The organism is Vibrio sp. 2017_1457_13, assembly GCF_030851525.1.
Classification (GTDB): Bacteria; Pseudomonadota; Gammaproteobacteria; order Enterobacterales; family Vibrionaceae; genus Vibrio; species Vibrio metschnikovii.
Window position 1 is genome coordinate 40,097 of sequence record NZ_VHTA01000008.1, and the last position, 16,243, is coordinate 56,339.

The 16,243-nt window shown below is 47.1% G+C and carries 14 protein-coding genes; 5 read left to right on the plus strand and 9 right to left on the minus strand.

Features of this window, described 5'->3' with window-relative positions:
• Positions 1-31 precede the first annotated feature (31 nt).
• From FKN88_RS12355 to envZ, 4 genes are all read left to right on the plus strand, one after another.
• Positions 32-1,405: a GntP family permease gene (locus tag FKN88_RS12355; RefSeq protein WP_004394396.1), complete on the plus strand. Its 1,374-nt coding sequence runs from the start codon at positions 32-34 to the stop codon at positions 1,403-1,405.
• 12 nt (positions 1,406-1,417) lie between these two features.
• Positions 1,418-2,023 carry a bifunctional 4-hydroxy-2-oxoglutarate aldolase/2-dehydro-3-deoxy-phosphogluconate aldolase gene (locus FKN88_RS12360; protein WP_170904288.1) on the plus strand — a complete coding sequence of 202 codons (606 nt, stop codon included), beginning with the start codon at positions 1,418-1,420 and terminating at the stop codon, positions 2,021-2,023.
• Between the two features lie 287 nt (positions 2,024-2,310).
• A complete protein-coding gene (ompR, locus tag FKN88_RS12365) occupies positions 2,311-3,033 on the plus strand; it encodes a two-component system response regulator OmpR (protein ID WP_072670575.1) in 723 nt (240 codons plus the stop codon).
• An 84-nt stretch (positions 3,034-3,117) separates the two neighbouring features.
• A complete protein-coding gene (gene envZ / locus FKN88_RS12370) occupies positions 3,118-4,419 on the plus strand; it encodes a two-component system sensor histidine kinase EnvZ (RefSeq protein WP_154169925.1) in 1,302 nt (433 codons plus the stop codon).
• A gap of 70 nt (positions 4,420-4,489) precedes the next feature.
• Here envZ and FKN88_RS12375 read toward each other — a convergent pair whose 3' ends face one another.
• The 6 genes from FKN88_RS12375 to gmk form a co-directional block, all read right to left on the minus strand.
• Positions 4,490-5,884, minus strand: coding sequence for a uracil-xanthine permease family protein (locus FKN88_RS12375; protein WP_004394402.1), 1,395 nt, complete (start codon positions 5,882-5,884; stop codon positions 4,490-4,492).
• Positions 5,885-6,172: 288 nt separating this feature from the next.
• Positions 6,173-8,254, minus strand: a complete 2,082-nt coding sequence (gene recG / locus FKN88_RS12380; protein WP_154169927.1) for an ATP-dependent DNA helicase RecG — start codon at positions 8,252-8,254, stop codon at positions 6,173-6,175.
• A 69-nt stretch (positions 8,255-8,323) separates the two neighbouring features.
• Entirely contained in the window at positions 8,324-9,010 is a 687-nt protein-coding gene (gene trmH, locus FKN88_RS12385; RefSeq protein ID WP_154169929.1) for a tRNA (guanosine(18)-2'-O)-methyltransferase TrmH, read from the minus strand.
• Positions 9,011-9,109: 99 nt separating this feature from the next.
• Entirely contained in the window at positions 9,110-11,230 is a 2,121-nt protein-coding gene (spoT, locus tag FKN88_RS12390; RefSeq protein WP_115152787.1) for a bifunctional GTP diphosphokinase/guanosine-3',5'-bis pyrophosphate 3'-pyrophosphohydrolase, read from the minus strand.
• 38 nt (positions 11,231-11,268) lie between these two features.
• A complete protein-coding gene (gene rpoZ / locus FKN88_RS12395; RefSeq protein ID WP_004394406.1) occupies positions 11,269-11,541 on the minus strand; it encodes a DNA-directed RNA polymerase subunit omega in 273 nt (90 codons plus the stop codon).
• A gap of 156 nt (positions 11,542-11,697) precedes the next feature.
• Complete coding sequence (gmk, locus tag FKN88_RS12400; protein WP_040903908.1) at positions 11,698-12,321, minus strand: guanylate kinase; 624 nt, start codon at positions 12,319-12,321, stop codon at positions 11,698-11,700.
• Between the two features lie 395 nt (positions 12,322-12,716).
• Between gmk and FKN88_RS12405 the strand changes: the two genes are divergently transcribed.
• Positions 12,717-13,388, plus strand: a complete 672-nt coding sequence (locus tag FKN88_RS12405; protein ID WP_004394408.1) for a 7-cyano-7-deazaguanine/7-aminomethyl-7-deazaguanine transporter — start codon at positions 12,717-12,719, stop codon at positions 13,386-13,388.
• Between the two features lie 127 nt (positions 13,389-13,515).
• Here FKN88_RS12405 and FKN88_RS12410 read toward each other — a convergent pair whose 3' ends face one another.
• From FKN88_RS12410 to FKN88_RS12420, 3 genes are all read right to left on the minus strand, one after another.
• Positions 13,516-14,037: a hypothetical protein gene (locus FKN88_RS12410; protein ID WP_306687521.1), complete on the minus strand. Its 522-nt coding sequence runs from the start codon at positions 14,035-14,037 to the stop codon at positions 13,516-13,518.
• A gap of 111 nt (positions 14,038-14,148) precedes the next feature.
• Positions 14,149-15,930 (minus strand): sodium:solute symporter family protein, encoded by a 1,782-nt coding sequence (locus FKN88_RS12415; protein WP_306687522.1) that lies wholly within the window; start codon positions 15,928-15,930, stop codon positions 14,149-14,151.
• A gap of 5 nt (positions 15,931-15,935) precedes the next feature.
• A complete protein-coding gene (locus FKN88_RS12420; RefSeq protein ID WP_154169935.1) occupies positions 15,936-16,196 on the minus strand; it encodes a DUF4212 domain-containing protein in 261 nt (86 codons plus the stop codon).
• Between the last annotated feature and the right edge of the window lie 47 nt (positions 16,197-16,243).

The following is a 16,243-nucleotide window of genomic DNA, read 5'->3' on the forward strand; positions in this document are numbered from 1 at the left end:
AAACATCCCATTCTTGATAAAGGTGAACGAAATGGACCAAATAGCACATAGCCCTACCTATCTGTTGTTGCTCGCCCTTGCGGCGATCGTTGCTCTACTGTTTTTGATCATGAAGTTAAAAGTCCATGCTTTTGCTTCATTAACGTTAGTCAGTTTCGGCACCGCACTGGCCGCTGGCATTCCAGCCAATCAAGTGGTGCCGAGCATGATGTCTGGATTCGGCGGCACGCTCGCTTCTGTTGCTTTACTGGTTGGTTTAGGAGCCATGATTGGTAAGATTTTAGAAGTGACGGGCGGGGCAAAAGTCTTAGCTGATACCCTAATCGGTCGGTTCGGAGAACAGCGTGCGCCTCTGGCCCTCGGTGTTGCCTCATTATTGTTTGGTTTTCCGATCTTTTTTGATGCCGGCTTAATCGTCATGATGCCGATTTTGTTTAGCGTCGCGAAACGCTTTGGCGGTTCAACACTCAAATACGCTTTGCCAGCGGCGGGTGCGTTTGCGGTGATGCATGCGTTTGTTCCTCCGCATCCCGGCCCAGTTGCTGCCGCTGAGTTACTTGGCGCTGATATTGGTCTGCTGTTAGTGGTGGGTTTACTGGTGGCGATCCCGACTTGGTATCTTGGCTCGTATTTGTTTGGTCTTTATTGCGGTGAAAAATTTAACTTACCGCTCTCTAAAGCCTTTTTAAATGCCGAAGTAATGTTTAAAGACAAAGCGGATTTACCGAAATTTTCTACCGTACTGTTTATTTTGGTTCTACCTGTATTGTTGATCTTCTTGGATACCGGGTTAAATACGTTAGCGGTGGCTGGTGTGCTGGACGGTCAGCAGCCTTGGATTGAATTTTTACGCATGCTAGGAAAAACGCCGATTGCGTTACTTATCACGCTATTGGTGTGTTTATTCACCTTTGCTGGTAAATATGGCATGAGTAAGCTAGAAAAATTGTGTACCGATGCGTTAGCCCCGATCTGTGCCGTTATTTTAGTCACTGGTGCAGGCGGTATGTTTGGTGGCGTATTACGTTCTAGTGGTATTGGCCAAGCCCTAGCCGATGTATTAGCCCATACTGGCATGCCAGTGATTGTCGCTGCTTTTGTGATTTCGACGTGCTTACGGGTTGCGCAAGGCTCAGCCACGGTTGCCTTAACCACCACGGCGGCGCTGATGGCACCGATTGTTGCGCAAACCACAGGTTTGTCAGAGTTAGACTTATGCTTTATCGTGATTGCTATTGCTGGTGGCGCGACGGTGCTGTCTCACTTTAATGATTCTGGTTTCTGGTTGGTCTCTCGCTTGCTGGAAATGGATGAAAAAACTACGCTCAAAACGTGGACGGTAATGGAAACGCTACTGGGTAGTATTGCGTTTATTATTGTCGCCACTCTCAGCTATCTTCTATAAGGTTTAGGTATGATGACTCTTGAACAGCGCTTGGCGCAGATAAAAATTGTTCCTGTGATTGCGATTAACCATGCTCAGCAAGCGCTACCGCTGGCCAAAGTATTGATGGAAAATGGCCTGCCGTGCGCGGAAATCACTTTTCGTACAGAGGCAGCGCAAGAGGCTATTCGTCTGATGCGCGACGCGTATCCTGAGATGTTGATTGGCGCTGGGACGGTGCTAACCACGGCGCAAGTCGATCAAGCTCAGCAAGCGGGAGCGGATTTCATTGTCAGCCCAGGACTCAATCCCACCACAGTGAAATATTGTCAGCAACGTGGCATCGCCATTGTGCCAGGGGTGAATAACCCCAGCTTAGTCGAGCAAGCGATGGAACTTGGTTTGCGCACGTTGAAGTTTTTCCCTGCCGAGCCTTCTGGCGGCGTCGCCATGCTCAAAGCGCTCAGCGCCGTTTATCCGGTCAAATTTATGCCAACGGGGGGCATCAGTGCGGCTAATGTGCAGCACTATTTGGATTTACCATCGGTCGTGGCTTGTGGTGGCACTTGGATGGTGCCGACAGACCTGATGGATAAAGGTGATTGGCCAGCGATTGCTAAGTTGGTACGCGAGCTGTAACGTTTTATCGGTCCTTGGCACCATGCAGAGATAAATGTCTAAGCCAACCGTGATGGTTGGCTTTCTTGATCAATCGATGCCTTATTTTATCTTTTCTAGCGATACGTAAGCGTTAAAGCTTGAAATAAGGGGCTTTTTTGGCTTCGATTATCCGTTATGATGAGTAGTCGGTCGAAAACAGGTAATAAATGCTAACAATTCTTTAAATTGCTCACCGTGCAACAGTGTTACATTTTGTTTGCCCTCATCTGTGCGGGTGTCATCTCTTTTTAGTGGGATCAGTGGACATGCAAGAAAACTATAAAATTTTAGTGGTTGATGATGATGCGCGTTTGCGTGCATTGCTCGAGCGTTACTTATCTGAACAAGGTTTCCAAGTTCGTAGCGTTGCCAATAGCGAGCAAATGGATCGGCTGTTAACCCGTGAAACTTTCCATTTGATGGTGCTCGATCTGATGCTGCCGGGCGAAGATGGCTTATCGATTTGTCGTCGCCTAAGAAATGCCAATAATCTTATTCCGATTTTAATGCTGACGGCAAAAGGCGATGAGATTGATCGCATCGTAGGTTTAGAAGTGGGGGCGGATGATTATTTGCCGAAACCCTTTAACCCTCGTGAACTGCTGGCGCGGATTAAAGCCGTATTACGTCGCCAAGTAATCGAAGCGCCCGGCGCGCCGAGTGCTGAAGATACGATTGTCGAATTTGGTGAGTTTCGTTTAAATCTGGGCACGCGAGAAATGTTTCGTGGTGATGAAGCGATGCCACTGACTTCTGGTGAGTTTGCGGTATTAAAAGCTTTAGTGACCAATGCTCGTGAGCCTTTGTCACGTGACAAATTAATGAATATGGCTCGTGGTCGAGAATACTCAGCGATGGAGCGTTCTATCGATGTGCAAATTTCTCGTTTGCGCCGTATGTTGGAAGTTGACCCAAGCAAACCACGTTATATTCAAACGGTGTGGGGCCTAGGTTACGTCTTTGTGCCTGATGGTAAAGCCGCCAGTTAAGATTATTGTCTGCAGCCAGTGTTCAATAGGTTCACTGGCTGTTATCGTTTTATCCCTCCATTATTCTCACACCTTAGGTGCACTATGCGAATCCGTAGTTCATTTACCCAAACGATTCTGCTGTTTTTTACCCTCTTGGTTGCCAGTCAAGCGTATTCCTATTTTGCGCTGATTAATTATGCGCTGATCCCAAGCTTGCAGCAGTTCAATAAAATTCTCAGCCATGAAATCAGTTTGATGTTGGATGATAGTTTTACCGATGCTGAGCCTAATTTAGACAGATCGCTACGTTTGCGGGTGTTGGAAAAGCTTGGGGTTGAGATCTTTAGTGATGATGGTCCGGCGGCGGATGAGTTTCAACGCGCGATCAGTATCGATTTGATGAGTGATAAAATGAGCGAAGAACTGGGCTCTCCGACGGAAGTACGCATGGGCGTTGGAGCAGAAAGTTATATTTTATGGATGAAAATCGAACAGTTACCTGAGCAAATCTTACGTATTCCGCTGACTGAATTACGGGAAGATGATTTTGCTCCCCTGTTTCGTAACAGTATTTTTGTCGCCGTACTGATCTTGGTCGGAGGATGGTTATTCATTCGTTTGCAAAATCGTCCTTTGATTGCATTAGAAAGAGCCGCGTTGGCAGTAGGACGAGGGGAGATCCCGCCGCCAATTGTAGAGAGTGGGGCCAGTGAAATTCGCGCGGTAACTCGCGCATTTAATCAAATGTCACAAGGCATTCAAGCGCTGGAAGAAGATCGCGCTTTACTGATGGCGGGAATCAGTCATGATCTGCGAACGCCACTAACGCGAATCCGCTTAGCAACCGAAATGATGTCTCCTCAAGACAGTTATCTCGCTGAAGGGATCATTAGCGACACCGAGGAGTGTAACGAGATCATCAGCCAGTTTATGGACTACTTAAAACCGGTCGATAAACAAACCTTCCAAGCCGTCGATCTCAATGAGATTGGCGGAGACATTGCCAGTTCCGAAGGTGGTTATGAGCTGCACATTGAAACGGATTTTCAAGCGTCGATTGAACCGGTATTTGGTAATCCGATTGCCATTAAACGGGCGGTGAGTAACTTAGTAGTGAACGCGTTACGTTATGGCAATGGCTGGGTGAAAATCAGTACTGGGGTAACGGCGGATAAACGTATGGCTTGGGTCTGTGTTGAAGACAATGGTCCAGGGATTGATCCGAGCCAAGTGCAAAAGGTTTTTGAGCCCTTCATTCGAGGCGATACTGCGCGAGGCAGTGAAGGTACTGGCCTTGGGTTGGCGATCGTAAAACGTATCGTTGGTCAGCACCATGGAGCGGTAGTATTGAATAATCGTAGCGAAGGTGGTTTGAAAATTCAGCTCAGTTTTCCAACCAAGTAAGCGTGGTAGTCGTCAGTTAGGGATTAAGCCGGTTAGCGTATCGCCAACCGGCTTAATTATTTGAACTCGCTTATGGTTGCTCTGTGACTGTGGTTTCTGACTCTTGGCGAGTCGAGTGCTCCGGCAATAAGAGATTGAGTAGAATCGCGGTAATGCCACCTGCGGCAACACCAGAAGAGAAAATACTTTTGATGATTTCTGGCATAAATTGCAGAATTTCAGGTTTTTGCGCAATGCCTAATCCCATCGAGAAAGACAGTGCCATGATTAAAATCGCTCGGCGATCAAGCTCAACTCGTGAAATGATTCGTACCCCAGCGGCGGCAATCGTACCGAACATGACAATCGTTGCGCCACCCAGTACCGGCTCTGGAATTAACTGCACAAAGCTTGCTACACCGGGAAATAGCCCAAGTAACATCAGCATCGCCGCGATGAAATAACCGACATAACGGCTGGCAACGCCAGTTAATAATATCACCCCATTATTTTGGCTAAAGGTTGAGTTAGGGAAACTATTCAGCAGTGCGGCGAGAGCGGAGTTAATCCCATCAGCCAGTACGCCTCCTTTGATACGCTTCATATAGACTGGGCCTTTGACCGGTTCTCCTGAGACTTCCGAGGTCGCAGTGATATCGCCAATCGCTTCTAACGCCGTGATCAAAAAAATCAACACTAATGGAATGAATAAAGACCAATCAAAGCTTAGCCCATATTGCATTGGGATAGGCAGGGCGATGAGACTGCTTTGAGGGCGCTGTGTGGTATCGACCATGCCGAGTAAGTAAGCCATGATATAACCGACCAGCATAGCGATGACGATAGAGGCAACGCGAATATACGGATTGCGAGCTCGGTTAAGGATCACGATAAGCGCTAATACGGTGCCTGCTAAAGCGAGTTTATCAAGGCTACCAAAGCTACCATCACTCAGTGCGCTGTAGCCGCCTCCGATAGAGACTAAGCCGACTTGGACTAAGGTCAAACCGATTAACGTTACTACGATACCAGAAACTAAAGGGGTAATGATCCGCTGGGCAAACTGCAGCACACGTGATAGTAAAATTTCAGCAAAAGAAGCGACTAAAATGGTACCAAAAATCGCCGCCATCATAGTGGCGATATCCGCTCCGCCCGCTTTCAGCGCGAGGCCCGCGCCAATGATTGGCCCCAGAAAGTTAAAGCTGGTGCCTTGAATCGAGAGCAGTCCCGAGCCAATCGGCCCGAAGGTTCGGATCTGAATAAAAGATGAAAGACCAGAGGCAAACAGCGACATACTAATAATGGTATTGGTTTGATCGGCCGGAACCCCTAACGCTTGGCAAATGATCAATGACGGTGTGATGACGGCAACGAACATCGCCAGTAAATGCTGGATCGCGGCGAATAAAGTTTGGGGCAAAGGCGGGCGCTCATTTAATTGATAGATCAATTCAGAGGGACGCGTATCGTGTTGGTGACTCATGATGGTATCCTAAAATGACAGTCGATGACGTGCGCTGAATGGGCCGTCACCGTTGAGTTTTTATCGCCTGTGATTGCTGTTAATCAGGCTCAACTCTGAGTTGACCAAGCCGGATTCTCTGCTTGCTATAGTCCAGTGCTAGTAGAGAAATCGTCATCTTGGTGATTTTGGGCGAGGATTATAGAGCCTTAATCAGAAAAAGCAAACGTTTGCTTTTCAATGTATCAATAAGAGGTAACAGACATCATTGTACGTTCAAGTAACACGAAAACGAGAATGTGGTGAATATTATGCTTTGGCGTAGACTTCGCGCTCACCGAGCCAGCGTTCAATAATCGCATCAGCATGAGTGGGGTAGTGATCATGAATGTGCCGTGCCATTCTTTGTACTTCTGGTATCAAGCGTTGATCACGGACCAGATCGGCAATTTTGAAATCAGCTAATCCGGTTTGTTTCGTGCCCAATAATTCACCCGGACCACGAATTTCTAGATCGCGCTGAGCAATCACAAAACCATCGTTGCTTTCCCTTAATACAGCCAAACGTTTTTGCGCGGTTTTCGATAAGGGTGAACGGTACAGCAGCACACAGTGACTGGCGACAGAGCCTCGACCGACTCGGCCACGCAATTGATGCAATTGTGCTAAACCTAATCGCTCTGGATTTTCAATGATCATCAAGCTAGCGTTCGGTACATCGACGCCGACTTCAATGACGGTGGTTGCCACTAACAGGTGCAATTGATTGTCTTTAAAGGCTTGCATCACCTGCAGTTTTTCCGCGGGTTTCATGCGCCCATGGACCAAGCCAATCTTAAGTTCAGTCAACTGGCGCTGTAGTTCTTCAGCGGTATCGGCCGCAGCTTGCGCCTCCAGCACTTCAGATTCATCAATTAAAGTACAGACCCAATAAGCTTGTTTATGCTCATGCAGGCAAGCATGACGAACCCGTTCGATGATATCACTGCGCTTGGTATCCGGAATCGCCACGGTTTGGATGGGCGTTCGTCCGGGAGGCAGTTCATCAATAATTGAAGTTTCTAAATCCGCATAGGCGGTCATGGCAAGAGTACGTGGGATCGGGGTCGCAGTCATAATTAACTGGTGTGGATAAGCACCTTGTTTTACGCCTTTTTCACGTAGCTCTAAACGTTGATGTACGCCAAAGCGATGCTGTTCATCAATAATGACTAACGCAAGATGATCAAACTCAACCTGCTCTTGAAAAAGCGCGTGGGTGCCAACGACCATTTTCGCGGTGCCACTGGCAATCTGCGTTAATTCAGTTTGCCGAGCTTTGCCTTTTAGTTTACCGGCAAGCCAAGCGACTTGAATTCCTAACGGAGCAAACCAGTTGGCGAAGTTTGCCGCATGTTGTTCGGCCAGTAATTCGGTTGGGGCCATCAGCGCCACTTGATAACCGTGTTCAATGGCTCTGAGTGCGGCTAAAGCGGCGACTAACGTTTTACCGGAACCGACATCTCCTTGCACTAGGCGCATCATTGGATGGGCTTGGCTAAGATCGGTTTCAATCTCTTCTACGACTCGTGTTTGTGCTTGAGTTGGTTGAAACGGCAGCAGGGCAAGAAATTGTTTTTTGAGTTGGCCTTGAGTGATGAGAGGCAGCGCCGCGTCTTGTTGACCTTTGCTACGCACCGCGAGCATGGAGAGGTTTTGCGCTAATAACTCCTCGATGATCAGGCGAACTTGAGCGGGATGACGCCCTTCATCAAATTGGCTCAGGTCGATATCAGTAGGCGGGCGATGCAAAATATGCAGCGCTTGAGCGAGGCTGATCTGTTTATCGTACAATCCATCAGGCATCAGTTCTTGTACCGCGGCTTTATCGAGTAGCGCAAGAGCTTGTTCGGTTAAGCTGCGCAGTGTGCTTTGCCTTAGGCCTTCCGTGGTTGGATAAACAGGGGTCAGGGTTGCCTCTTCTGGTTGTGTGTCTTGTGGCTGAGTATAAAGCTGATAATCGGGATGGATGATCTCCAGTCCGTGATTTCCGGGTTTGATCTCGCCAAACGCATAAATCACCTTACCAATCGCAAAGCTATTTTTCATCGCTGCAGTAAAATTGAAAAAACGTAGCGTGAGAGATCCATTACCATCACTGATCTTTACGGTGAGCATTTTCCGCCGCCCAAAATGGGTATCAGTGGCGGTTATTTTACCTTGAACTGCTGCCCATAAGCCTGGATGTAGCTTGACCATCGGATAGATGCGTGAGCGGTCTTCATAACGCAGTGGAAGATGAAACAGCAAATCCTGTACATTGCTTAAGCCAACTTTAACAAGCTTTTCCGCGACTTTAGCGCCGACACCCGATAGCGATGTTAATGGTATTGCGGACAGAAGCTGCGACATAATATCAACCAGTTAATCAGAAATGGTACGTGTTATTCAATCATTGAGCTGTGTATTTGTACAGTTAAATTATGCGCGCTGCATCGCGTCCCACCACTTTTTATCAGCGATGATCTGCCCTTGATCGTCCAGTAATGGGTATGCCAATCCTTTACGTTTGGCGACTTTAGCCAGAACCGGATGACCGCGTTCAAACAAAATACGTTGAATCGTTGCTTGGGATAGGGCGCTTTGCTCGCGATCATACATCCCGGCTTGCTGACGCTGGCGCTGCGCTTCATATAAGATCAGCGCACTAGCCACCGAAACATTCAAGGATTGGACCATGCCCACCATGGGAATAACAATATCATGATCGGCTAATTGCAAGGCCTGTGGCGAGATGCCTGACTTTTCACTGCCGAAAATGATGGCGGTGGGTTTGGTATAATCAATCGCTCGAAAATCGATAGCGTGCTCGGATAAATTGGTCACCAATATTTGCATGCCGGTCTCTTTTAAGTGACTGACGGCCTCTAGCGTGCTGTTGTGAGTCTGGACTTCAACCCAATTGCGCGCCCCTGCCGATGTGTGGCTTAAGGTACGCATTTGTTCGTTTGGCCATACAGCATGAATTTGGTGTAACCCAACCGCATCGGCGGTGCGGATCACTGCAGAGACATTATTCGGTTTGTGGACTTCTTCCAAACAGACGGTTAAATCGGTTTGACGGGCTTTAAGCACATCTTGAATGCGTTGATAACGTTCTAAATTCATAAATCTATTTATGTGCTCGCGTTGTGCTGCACACCTTTTCTTAGTCAGTCTATTGCTAATAAAAAAGCCCTGATTCAGGGCTTTCTGTGCGTTAATGGGTTAGTACTTTCTACGCCGCACTTTTAAGGCGTTTGGCATCACGCGGATTTTTCGCATGATCCCCGCTAAGTGGACTCGGTCTTTGGTGCTTAACAGTACCGTCACGGTATACAAACGGCCATCGCGCTCTTCGGTAGAGAGGCCGTGAATGTTTGAACCGGTATTGGAAATAACATTGGTTAAATCGGCCAGCGCACCTTGACGATTATGCATATCCACCGTCAGTTCAGCGATAAAGTCTTGGTCGTAATCTTTGGTCCATTCCACCGCCATGTATTTATCGGGCTCTCGTTGGTAGCCGCGTACATTTGGACAGGTTTCACGGTGTACAACCAAGCCGCGTCCCGGAGAAACATGAGCAATAATCGAATCATCAGGGATTGGATGGCAGCAATTAGCGAAGGTTAATAAAATGCCTTCTGCGCCGCGGATAGGCAATTTTTTCTTCGCCGAGCCGTCAGGGTTTTCTGTTTCGTTGAGCTCATCGGCATTGCCCAGTAAGCGACGTGCGATGACGATACTCATTAGTTCACCCAAACCAATCGCGGCGAGTAAATCTTGCTCGTTAGCGATTTTAAGTTCACTTAATACATGGGCAAAATTTTCTGGGCTGATGTCGGCCAGTGAGCGTTCACCGAGGGCGTGGTTGAGCAGTCGGCGACCTAAGGTGATGGACTCTTCGCGGCGCATGGTTTTCAGCACTTGGCGAATTTTAGTTCGCGCCCGAGAGGTCACCACATAGTTGAGCCAAGCGGCGTTTGGTCTTGCGCCGGGCGCACTGATAATCTCAACGGTTTGACCATTTTTAAGTGGTTTGCTCAGCGGGTAAGGGTTGCGATCGACTCGTGAACCCACGCAAGTATTACCCACATCAGTATGGACCGCGTAAGCAAAATCGACCGCGGTAGCGCCCATCGGCAGTTCCACGATGCGCCCTTTTGGAGTAAAGACGTAGATTTCATCGGGGAAGAGATCCGATTTTACGTTTTCAATAAATTCAAACGAGTTACCCGCGCTTTGTTGTAGCTCAAGTAAACTTTGCATCCAACGCTGGGCTTTGACTTGCGCCGTGGTGCCTCCTCGTTCGCCATTAGCTTTATAAGACCAATGAGCGGCAACCCCTTTGTCGGCCATTTGATCCATATCTTCGGTGCGAATTTGCACTTCGACAGGGACGCCATGTGGGCCGACCATGGAGGTATGTAACGATTGATAGCCGTTGGCTTTAGGGACCGCGATGTAATCTTTCACTCGCCCTGGGCGTGGTTTATACAGGCTATGGACTTGGCCCAATACGCGATAACAGGTATCGGCCGAATCGACAATCACTCGAAAGGCGTAGATATCCATAATGGTGTGAAAGCGCTGTTCTTTAGTCTTCATCTTGTTATAGATGGAATAAAGATTTTTCTCTCGGCCAACCACTCGTGCTGAGAGATTGACTTCTCGTAAGCGATCTTCAATTTCACTATGGATGCGTTGAATCATCTCTTTGCGATTACCACGAGCCGCTTTGACCACTTCTTTGAGGACCCGAAAGCGATTCGGATATAAGGCTTCAAAACCGAGCTCTTCGAGCTCGGTTTTAATATTATGGATACCTAAGCGGTGAGCGAGAGGGGCATAGATCTCTAATGTTTCACGGGCAATTCGCCGTTTTTTATCGGGACGCAACGCACCGAGCGTACGCATGTTGTGCGTACGGTCAGAGAGTTTGATCAAGATGACTCGAATGTCTTGCACCATCGCTAGCACCATTTTGCGAAAATTTTCCGCTTGGGCTTCTTTACGATCGCGAAACTTGAGTTTATCCAGTTTAGACACACCATCGACCAGTTCGGCGACAGCGCTCCCAAATTGGGCTTCCAGTTGTGCTTTAGTGGCAGAGGTATCTTCGATAACATCGTGCAGCAAGGCCGCTTGAAGTGTTTCTAAATCCAAACGCATTTCTGCTAGGATTCGAGCCACTGCAACAGGGTGGATAATATACGGTTCCCCGCTTGAGCGGGTTTGCCCTTCATGAGCATCTCTTGCCACTAGGTAAGATTGGCGCAGAGCCTCTATTTGAGGCTCTGTGAGATATTCTTGGACAACACTTTTGAGGCTATCGAATAGATACAAATTTCAGGCCCGTCAGTTGAATCCTTGCTGATACAGAATTAGCGGTTATGAACGATGCTGCTTACCGCGGCTAATTCTGCTGCTTCTTGCTCTTGTTGCTCTTGACGCTCACGATTATCAAGTACATCTTTCGTGATCAGACCTTCTTCGATTTCGCGTAGAGCGATAACCGTGGTCTTATCGTTCTCTTCCGGCACTAGAGCGTCTTTACCGCCAGTTTGAATTTGACGAGCGCGGCGAGCCGCAATCAGAACTAAGTCGAAACGGTTGCCAACTTTTTCAACAGCGTCTTGAACAGTTACGCGTGCCATGAGAACTCCAAATAGTTAACTAAAATAGGGTTGATTGTAAAGTATACAGCCTAACGCTAACAGATACTAGCGACAGGCGATGCCCAAATTACATCGTCATCCAACGCAAGTCAGCCGTGTTAGTGATGGCGACTTTCGTTGGTGGACAAAGCGGGGTTATTCCGCCAATAAAGCCGCGATCATCGATTGATATTTAGCGGCTTGTTTATCTTGCTTTAATCTTTCTGCGCGTAAGATGGCTTTAAAGTCCATCAAAGCGACATCGAAGTCGTCATTGACGATCACATAGTCGTATTCACAATAGTGAGAGATCTCAGAGCGAGCTTCGCTCATACGTTTAGCAATCACGGCTACGCTGTCTTGTCCACGTGTATTCAACCGGCGCTCTAGCTCTTCTTTGGAGGGCGGTAGAATAAATACGCTTTTTGCGTGAGGCATTTGCTGGCGAATTTGTTGCGCGCCTTGCCAATCAATATCTAGGAAAACATCAATGCCTTTCTCTAGCGTATCTTCGATCCAGACTCGCGAGGTTCCGTAGTAATTACCGAACACTTCGGCGTATTCAAGGAATTCACCTTGCTCAATCAGTGCTTCAAATTGTTCTTTTTGCACAAAGTGATAATGCACGCCATCTTGCTCTCCAGGCCGCATTCCACGAGTGGTATGTGAGACGGAAACCTTCATCGCATAGGTTGGGTTTCGTTCCAATAGTCCTGCAATTAGGCTAGATTTTCCTGCGCCACTAGGTGCAGAGACAATATACAGAGTACCTTTGCCCATTTATTCGGTTCCACGTTTGAGTTGGAAGATGAGAGAAACGCTATTTTATCATTGTAAATTAACGCTAGTTTTATCTTAAGACTAGCACTGACCCAGTGTAATGCCGTTTAGAAAGTGGCAATTTCGGTCAGAAAAATGGACGCGAAGAGTAGCATGATCCAGCGGATCGGCTCAAGTAAAAGCTGTGGCTATCTCGATAGGCTAATCTGTGTACAGAAAAATTTCTTATTGAAGATAACGATTGCTTAATAAGTAACCCTTGCGAGCTTATCCTGTTTGCGTATAATCGCCGCCCTTAATTCAGCAATTGTTGTTCGATTAAGTAACATTATTAACTGAAGCTGCGGCTTCCCTTTGGGTTCCCTCGCCCCCAAACCAAACTAAAAAGGTCCAATATGAGTCCGTTTACTCCTGCTCAGTTGCGCAAAGCGCTGGTGTATTTAGTGTTATTTCATTTGGTGATTATTGCGTCAAGTAATTACCTTGTTCAACTACCGTTCACACTGTTTGGTTTTCACACCACGTGGGGCGCGTTTACGTTTCCTTTTATCTTCCTTGCCACCGATTTAACGGTACGTATTTTTGGTGCTGGTTTAGCGCGTAGAATCATCTTTTGGGTGATGCTTCCTGCGCTTGCGGTTTCCTATTTGTTATCGGTGATTTTCTTTGAAGGCCAGTTCCAAGGTTTCACACCACTCAGTGAATTTAACTTGTTTGTTGCGCGTATTGCGGTAGCGAGTTTTATGGCTTATTTGCTGGGGCAGATCTTAGATGTGCATGTCTTTAATCGCCTAAGACAGATGAAACAATGGTGGGTAGCGCCAACCGCGTCAACCCTATTCGGTAATGCACTGGATACAGTAGCCTTTTTTGCAATTGCTTTTTACCAAAGTCCAGATCCGTTCATGGCTGAGCATTGGACTGAGATTGCTTTGGTCGATTATGGTTTGAAGCTCTTGATCAGCTTAGGTCTATTTGTTCCGATGTATGGGGTGCTACTGAATTATTTAATTAATAAATTGACCTTGGTTAAACCCGAAACGTCAGGTAAGCCGATCAAGATATGAATAATCAGCCCAGCATAATGCTGGGCTGAATTGCACTTAAAGCGACGGACCGTTTAATGTTAGCCAGTCATGCCTTACTCGAGACAACAAAACGCTGATAATCACTAAGCTTATTTTTAACGTTGGGTTAGTTTCGCTGACACAATAAAAGCAATAATCGATCATCGGCTGCTAGCTTGTACCAACCGGCTGTTAAGTTTTCTTCTGTCGCAGGGATCTGTAAATCTTCGCTAAAATCTGCGCGGGCACCGGCCTCACAATCCACGACTTGAGGTACGCGTCTGGCATGCATTCGTCGTTCAAAAAAATATAAGTCAACCAGAACTAATGCAGAGTAGCGTTGATTAACGCTGGCATTATTAATATCAGCGGCAACAAAGCGCAGTGTTTGTGGGTAAAGATAACTCCAAGGTCGCCAGCCTGAACTTTCTTGCGCTGTGCGTATCACTTCAACGCCAGCAGGTAATAGACTGCGTTGATGGCTAAACCAGGTGTATTCTGAGTAAACCTGAAAACCCAACATGCCAGCTCCGGCAAATACCGGAATAATCCAATTAGGTAGTTTTTTCAGGGTGATCGCTCTCAATAACAAGGCGATGCCTGCGGCGCCTAAACCAGCGGAAAAGGTGGCAATTAATTCCCAAAACATACGGTCATCCTACTCAAACATAGTGTCTTGCTAAAAATTCGGGCTTTCAGTTGAAAGCCCGAGTGTACAGTGGTGAGTTGATGTTAATCTGGTCACCTTGGTTGCGATTGATTAATGGTCAATCGCAACACCAGCGCCTTTTGGATAACGAACACTTTCTACCAAGTCCTGGATTTCTTTTGGTGGTGGCGCAGTAACCGCGGATACTGCAAAGGCAACAGTAAAGTTAATCATGGCACCCACAGCACCGAATGATAGCGGTGAAATACCATAACCGAATGAGCCAAATAGCCAGTTATCCGGTGTATTGGGCAGCATATTCGTGCCCGGGATAAAGAACCAACCTAAATAAGTAAAGATATAGAGTAGAGTCACAATTAAACCTGTTAGCATACCGGCAATGGCACCAGCGCTGTTAATACGCTTAGAGAATATTCCCATCATCAATGCTGGGAATAAGGTTGCCGCTGCAATGCCAAAAGCAAGGGCCACCACCTGTGCAGCAAACCCAGGCGGATTGAGCCCCAAATAGGTCGCTAACAAGATAGCACCGGCCATGGAGATCCGAGCGGCTAACATTTCTCCTTTTTCACTGATGCGTGGATTAATAATATTTTTGATTAAGTCATGACTAATGGCTGATGAGATGGCTAGTAACAAGCCTGCGGCGGTTGATAATGCAGCGGCAATACCACCGGCGGCGATTAAGCCGATAACCCAACTTGGTAAATTGGCAATCTCAGGGTTGGCTAATACTAAGATATCATTATTTACCGTTAACTCATTGCCAGCCCAGCCGCGCTCTGCCGCTTTTTCAGCAAAAGCAGGAGTGTCGTTGTACATTTGGATTCGGCCATCATTGTTTTTATCATCCCAGCGAATTAAGCCAGTTTGCTCCCAAGTTTGAATCCAGTCAGGACGTTCTGCGTAATTAAGCGCAGGCGCACTAGGACCATCAGGATAAAGGGTGGTTAATAGGTTTAAACGTGCCATAGAGGCAACCGCTGGAGCAGTTAAATACAGTAAGGCGATAAACACTAAGGTCCAGCCAGCCGACCAACGTGCATCCGCCACTTTCGGTACCGTGAAGAAACGGATAATAACGTGTGGTAAGCCTGCCGTACCTATCATTAATGATAAGGTAAACAGTACCATATTCAGTTTATTACTGACGTCAGCGGTGTAATCTTGGAAGCCAAGTTCACTGACAATTTCGTTTAATTTCACCAGCAGTGGTAGGCCTGATTCAGTGTGAGTACTAAACATACCGAACATAGGAATCGGATTATTGGTTAGCTGTAATGAAATAAAAACCGCAGGAATGGTATAGGCAATAATTAACACTACATATTGAGCAACTTGGGTGTAAGTAATGCCTTTCATACCGCCGAATACGGCGTAAATAAATACCACAGCAGCAGCGATCCAGATCCCCGTAGAAGAGCTGACTTCTAGGAAGCGGGAGAAAGCGACACCTGCGCCGGTCATTTGACCGATAACATAGGTCACGGACATGATAATTAAACAAACAACTGCCGTGATACGAGCGCCTTTGCTGTAAAAGCGATCACCGATAAAATCAGGCACGGTAAATTTACCGAATTTACGTAGGTAGGGTGCTAACAGCATGGCTAAAAGGACATACCCTCCCGTCCAGCCCATTAAGAAAGAAGAGTTGGCATAACCACCGGCAGCCAGCAAACCCGCCATCGAGATAAATGAAGCAGCAGACATCCAGTCGGCGGCGGTTGCCATACCGTTAGTAATCGGATTAACACCACCACCGGCGACGTAAAACTCTTTCGTTGACCCAGCGCGGGCCCAAATGGCGATACCGATGTAGAGTGCAAAAGAGGCACCAACAAACAGTAAGTTGATTGCAAATTGACTCATGAAAATTACTCCTCTACACCAAATTTTTTATCTAACTTGTTCATTTTCCATGCATAGATAAAAATGATCGCGATAAAGGTAATAATTGAACCTTGTTGTGCAAACCAGAAGCCCAGATCCGTCCCGCCAATATGAATGCCAGCGAGCATCGGGCGCAGCAAGATTGCAAATCCATAAGATACTAAGGCCCAAACGATCAGGCTAATTGTTATGTAGCGCAGGTTAGCGCTCCAGTAAGCAGCGGCGTTGTTGTCATGATCAGCCATAGTTGTGTCCCTTCTTCCCTGTAATGTTAAATTATTGTTACTCTTGA

Bases quoted from the DNA above. Each gene is read 5' to 3' on its own strand.
- FKN88_RS12355 (WP_004394396.1), top strand. From the start codon at position 32: ATGGACCAAATAGCACATAGCCCTACCTATCTGTTGTTGCTCGCCCTT.
- FKN88_RS12360 (WP_170904288.1), top strand. From the start codon at position 1,418: ATGACTCTTGAACAGCGCTTGGCGCAGATAAAAATTGTTCCTGTGATT.
- ompR (WP_072670575.1), top strand. From the start codon at position 2,311: ATGCAAGAAAACTATAAAATTTTAGTGGTTGATGATGATGCGCGTTTG.
- envZ (WP_154169925.1), top strand. From the start codon at position 3,118: ATGCGAATCCGTAGTTCATTTACCCAAACGATTCTGCTGTTTTTTACC.
- FKN88_RS12375 (WP_004394402.1), bottom strand. From the start codon at position 5,884: ATGAGTCACCAACACGATACGCGTCCCTCTGAATTGATCTATCAATTA.
- recG (WP_154169927.1), bottom strand. From the start codon at position 8,254: ATGTCGCAGCTTCTGTCCGCAATACCATTAACATCGCTATCGGGTGTC.
- trmH (WP_154169929.1), bottom strand. From the start codon at position 9,010: ATGAATTTAGAACGTTATCAACGCATTCAAGATGTGCTTAAAGCCCGT.
- rpoZ (WP_004394406.1), bottom strand. From the start codon at position 11,541: ATGGCACGCGTAACTGTTCAAGACGCTGTTGAAAAAGTTGGCAACCGT.
- gmk (WP_040903908.1), bottom strand. From the start codon at position 12,321: ATGGGCAAAGGTACTCTGTATATTGTCTCTGCACCTAGTGGCGCAGGA.
- FKN88_RS12405 (WP_004394408.1), top strand. From the start codon at position 12,717: ATGAGTCCGTTTACTCCTGCTCAGTTGCGCAAAGCGCTGGTGTATTTA.
- FKN88_RS12410 (WP_306687521.1), bottom strand. From the start codon at position 14,037: ATGTTTTGGGAATTAATTGCCACCTTTTCCGCTGGTTTAGGCGCCGCA.
- FKN88_RS12415 (WP_306687522.1), bottom strand. From the start codon at position 15,930: ATGAGTCAATTTGCAATCAACTTACTGTTTGTTGGTGCCTCTTTTGCA.
- FKN88_RS12420 (WP_154169935.1), bottom strand. From the start codon at position 16,196: ATGGCTGATCATGACAACAACGCCGCTGCTTACTGGAGCGCTAACCTG.